Origin of the sequence: Proteiniphilum sp. UBA5384, assembly GCF_002410825.1 — a bacterium.
In the GTDB taxonomy this organism is placed as follows: Bacteria; Bacteroidota; Bacteroidia; order Bacteroidales; family Dysgonomonadaceae; genus Proteiniphilum.
The window spans coordinates 1-3,804 of the sequence record NZ_DHOS01000040.1; the positions used below are offsets into that span (position 1 = coordinate 1).

At 40.2% G+C, this 3,804-nt stretch carries 8 protein-coding genes; all 8 read right to left on the minus strand.

The features are described from left to right. Window positions 1-99 precede the first annotated feature (99 nt). Window positions 100-663: a terminase small subunit gene (locus B4G81_RS08115; protein ID WP_294081487.1), complete on the minus strand. Its 564-nt coding sequence runs from the start codon at window positions 661-663 to the stop codon at window positions 100-102. A gap of 2 nt (window positions 664-665) precedes the next feature. Beyond that, complete coding sequence (locus B4G81_RS08120; protein ID WP_294081488.1) at window positions 666-935, minus strand: hypothetical protein; 270 nt, start codon at window positions 933-935, stop codon at window positions 666-668. Beyond that, window positions 892-1,494: a hypothetical protein gene (locus B4G81_RS08125; protein ID WP_294081489.1), complete on the minus strand. Its 603-nt coding sequence runs from the start codon at window positions 1,492-1,494 to the stop codon at window positions 892-894. The genes B4G81_RS08120 and B4G81_RS08125 overlap by 44 nt, the downstream gene beginning before the upstream one ends. A 21-nt stretch (window positions 1,495-1,515) precedes the next feature. After that, window positions 1,516-1,674 carry a hypothetical protein gene (locus tag B4G81_RS08130; RefSeq protein WP_294081490.1) on the minus strand — a complete coding sequence of 53 codons (159 nt, stop codon included), beginning with the start codon at window positions 1,672-1,674 and terminating at the stop codon, window positions 1,516-1,518. 12 nt (window positions 1,675-1,686) lie between these two features. Further along, window positions 1,687-2,001 (minus strand): hypothetical protein, encoded by a 315-nt coding sequence (locus B4G81_RS08135; protein WP_294081491.1) that lies wholly within the window; start codon window positions 1,999-2,001, stop codon window positions 1,687-1,689. A gap of 309 nt (window positions 2,002-2,310) precedes the next feature. Further along, a complete protein-coding gene (locus tag B4G81_RS08140; RefSeq protein WP_294081492.1) occupies window positions 2,311-2,748 on the minus strand; it encodes a hypothetical protein in 438 nt (145 codons plus the stop codon). A gap of 257 nt (window positions 2,749-3,005) precedes the next feature. Further along, on the minus strand, window positions 3,006-3,530 hold the full coding sequence (locus tag B4G81_RS08145) for a hypothetical protein (protein WP_294081493.1): 525 nt from the start codon (window positions 3,528-3,530) through the stop codon (window positions 3,006-3,008). Window positions 3,531-3,577: 47 nt separating this feature from the next. Beyond that, window positions 3,578-3,804: DnaB-like helicase C-terminal domain-containing protein (locus tag B4G81_RS08150; RefSeq protein ID WP_294081494.1), on the minus strand; the 227-nt coding region annotated here is incomplete at its 5' end.

The window sequence follows — 3,804 nt, forward strand, 5'->3', positions numbered from 1 at the left end:
CATTCCGGCACGTTTACCGGCTTCATAGGCCTCTGCAATCGATTCAAACCGTTCTATCTCACTGATAGATTCATTACTTACTTCATTGTCCATAATGGTTTATTCTTTAGGTGTTTCATTAAAACCTTGTCTATCAATTTCGCCTCTGATAAATTCTTCCAACTCCTCATTGCTCATCTGTTCCAGAAAACTGGTATTGACTGATCCATGAATATCGATCTTTGACGGTTCATCCCACCCCAGAAGCTTGCTTAGCCGGTCGATGGCAGATATCTTATCATAAAGCTTGATTTCAATACCGCCTTTGACCTTTTTCATTACAGAAATGCATGATACAATGTGATCGGGAAGTTCTTCAAGATTTTTGATTTTGATTGTGGTGCCTCTCGCAAAAAGAACATCCGTTACCCGGGCCCTGACAATGTTTGTCAGCTCTTTGACCGCTTCTATTTTTGTGATGTCTGATTTCTCCTGAAGTTTTTCCTGTAATTGCCTCACCCTTGTACTAATCTTGTACTCTTTCAGTAATCGACATGACCTCTCGTTCACTGTTTCATCTTTCATGTTTTCACACGAATAGGCCCGCCTGTAAGCCTCTGAGGCGTTACCGGTCTCAAGGTAGTAATTGCAGAAATTTTCTTGTTTAGGTGTGAGCTTTGTCATATTCATAAAACTTCAATGTGACCGAATTTTTCTTCCCAAGCGATTTGTAAATTTTTAATCATACTCTTTCCTTTACCCTTGTAAGCTGAGAGAAACAAATACTCATTATCTGATTCATACGCGATCAATGCAAACCGGGATTGAAATTTGTCTCTTAGAACTCTTACAATCTCTTCATCGGTTAATTCATCGATTGGCAATTTTATGAGTTCTAAGATGGTTCTGGTACTATTCGTAACGATTGGATCTTGGGACAACTTTTCCGTTTTCATAACCAAATGCTTCAAGTGGTTGACTGTTACCCAAAAGATCACCCATTTCATTGCAGAAGGTGTTTATCGCCTCTGCTGCTGCCTTGTGAAGATTATAACGGTTGATCCCCTCTGCAGTGGTAACAAACGTACTGTGGGAATCCTTCATCCTTTCTTTCGCTTCATCTGAGACATATATCTCACCGGTATCACTTGCTGAAATGTAGCAAACCAGGTCACGAACACCACCCACATCAATGGTTGAGAGAAGACCCCTTGTTTCATGTTCCAGGCTTGCCATTTTGCCGTTTACATTGTTTGCAATCTCTTGGCTCAAATACTCCCGATCCAGAACTTTGGAAATCATATTAGTAATTTTTTTCCGGATACCGGTAAGATCTCCTTTCAAAATACCCTGAAGATGATCATTGTTGAGTTTCCCCAGGCCGGTAGCTTCAAAAGCTTTTTCAATTTTCTTCCCGTGTGCTTTGATGATCCGCTCTTCCAATTTATGGAGATCTCCTCGATACTCATATTCTTCAAAATCAACCAATAAAGGTTTAATTGTTTTATTTGCCATAAAATTCTATTTATTAATGTTTTAATCTTTAAACAAGTCTATTGTCCCAAAATCTTCATTGCCACTTTCCTGCTCATCAAAATCCTGGTCCATGTTCACCGCGCAACTTACTCTCTCATTTTGTTCCATCAGTTTGGCCCACTCTTCGACTGAGAGTTTATCAAGCTCTTCTTCTGTCATAATAATTTGAATTTACGAAATCGGTTCAATATCTACCGGAATCAGACTGATCTCATCGCATAACTGAGTGAACTCATTCATCAGTTGCACCATTGCCTCATATTCTTCCACGAAGTTACCGCCAGCCATAACCAGGACTTCATTTCTTGCACGACCGGCAGGGCCATTCAGATCTGTTACCTCGAACACAAGAGAGGGTTTCGGATTTTCCTGTTTGTACGTTCTGAGTTTTTCAATAACGCGTTTCGTTGCTCCTTGTGCTGTAATAAACTCAGCAATCGCATTCTTAACTCTCAGGGATTCAGATTTTAATTCTTCTGTCGACATAATTATTTTTTTTTTGTAATTTGTAAATCGTTTATCTGTATAGTAAAATGTAAATTTTTCAAGAGTTTCTGAAAATTCCAGTTAGATGGATCTTCATTGCTTTGTTTTTTCAAAGGGAATATTATAATTTCAGAATCCTCCCGCCTCGCTTCATTGCTTCGTCAATTTGATAGGTTTGACTGCTTTCCCGGTACCTTGCCTGTAAAAATATTATCACCTCTTAAACGGCCTCAAAATGGCTTGTTTTATACTTTTAATTTTCTCCCAATATTTGGCCATTGATAAAACGCCAAGCTTTATCTCATTGCTTCATATTAGTTCTTTTATATGGCTGAAATATTTTTCCTCCATCATTCTCGCCTCGATCTCCCAAGGTCTTTTATCGTGTGGTATCGTCATCGGGAAGTGAATCCCATTCCATACTGCGACAGTGTATTCCGTGTTTGCCCTCAGCCATCCGCATTCCATCTGTCTGATATGCCAAATTTCATGGATCAGAAGGTTTATCATCGGGTCGGATAATTCGTCCATTTTTAAAATCTCTGTATCTATGAAAATAGTGTATTTAGCCTTTTCACTCGGAGTGTACTTGCTAGCATACCCCTCGACATAGGAAATAGCATTGGAAGTTTTGATTTTAAGGGGCTGGATGTCCACCTCGGCAGGTACGTCCAGCTCCTTTAATATCACTTCGGCAAGCCTGCTGATATTCGGGATATAATATCCTTGTGTATATTTCTCTATCATAGCTCAATAGTTATCCCCAACCATCTGAAATGAAAAGTCAAGGTTTTGCAAGGCTCCGCTTCCGTTCCTTACTTCCACGGTGAAATAGGTTGAATATCTCCCCGTCACAACGCATCTCTGACCGCTATTCAAGGGCTGGCAAAAAATGTCGTAATCTGCCGACTTTATTAACCCTCTCGGTCTCTCAAAATCTATCCGGCATATACCGGCGGATATCCATTGAATGCTGGCTATCTTAACTGCTCCCCACGCCATAACTATACATTTTTTTCGTTTGCAAAATAACTTCCCGTTGCCTGCTGGTTCAGCTCCCAGTCGGTGAGGAAGGAATTAAAGCTGTCATATAATGGTTGTATAGCTTCCGTTTGCCCGGCATCGGCTTTTTCGAGCGCCATCTTAAATGCACCCACAATGTCAAGCACTTCCCCGTGAGAGTAGAGTAGTGCCTCCGTCGGAACATTATTATAGGGCTGAAACAGCATTTCGATATTGCATTCTGATTCTGGCAATAATGCAAAATGTTCCGTGATATCTGTGGGAAGCTCTGTTTTCGGCTTATTCGCTTTCCAGACTCGATATTCGGATAAGCCTATTAATAGGCTTTCAACTGTGGCTCTCTCTATCGCTTCAGGGTCTATCAGGTCCTTGGAGACAATCAATGCCGCCTCGAACATTGAGAGAAAAGTGTCATTGGAAAAGATACAAGCCGGGTAAAGTTTACCTGCTGCATCGGGTGACTGTTGTAATGTGATCTTAGTTTGAACGAGAATAATTCTTGCCATAATGTTTAAATTATTAATTGTTTATATATGAATATTTTAGATGTTATTTAAAATGGTGTATTTTCATTATTATAGTACTGTGGAATGTTCATGGTTGATGGATCCTCATCCAGAAAATTGGTGATGTAATCATCCACCCAAAAATCAAACTCCCCTGTACGGCCCTCCCTGTTCTTTGCAATGCGGATCTTGCAAGTGTTCTTATTCGCAGCATCTGAGTAATAAGATTCCCTGTGAATGAATAAAACGACATCAGCATCCTGCTCAATGGCTC

Excerpts from the sequence above, each read along its gene's own strand:
- B4G81_RS08125 (WP_294081489.1), bottom strand. The coding sequence starts at position 1,494 with ATGGCAAATAAAACAATTAAACCTTTATTGGTTGATTTTGAAGAATAT.
- B4G81_RS08130 (WP_294081490.1), bottom strand. The coding sequence starts at position 1,674 with ATGACAGAAGAAGAGCTTGATAAACTCTCAGTCGAAGAGTGGGCCAAA.
- B4G81_RS08140 (WP_294081492.1), bottom strand. The coding sequence starts at position 2,748 with ATGATAGAGAAATATACACAAGGATATTATATCCCGAATATCAGCAGG.
- B4G81_RS08115 (WP_294081487.1), bottom strand. The coding sequence starts at position 663 with ATGACAAAGCTCACACCTAAACAAGAAAATTTCTGCAATTACTACCTT.
- B4G81_RS08135 (WP_294081491.1), bottom strand. The coding sequence starts at position 2,001 with ATGTCGACAGAAGAATTAAAATCTGAATCCCTGAGAGTTAAGAATGCG.
- B4G81_RS08120 (WP_294081488.1), bottom strand. The coding sequence starts at position 935 with ATGAAAACGGAAAAGTTGTCCCAAGATCCAATCGTTACGAATAGTACC.
- B4G81_RS08145 (WP_294081493.1), bottom strand. The coding sequence starts at position 3,530 with ATGGCAAGAATTATTCTCGTTCAAACTAAGATCACATTACAACAGTCA.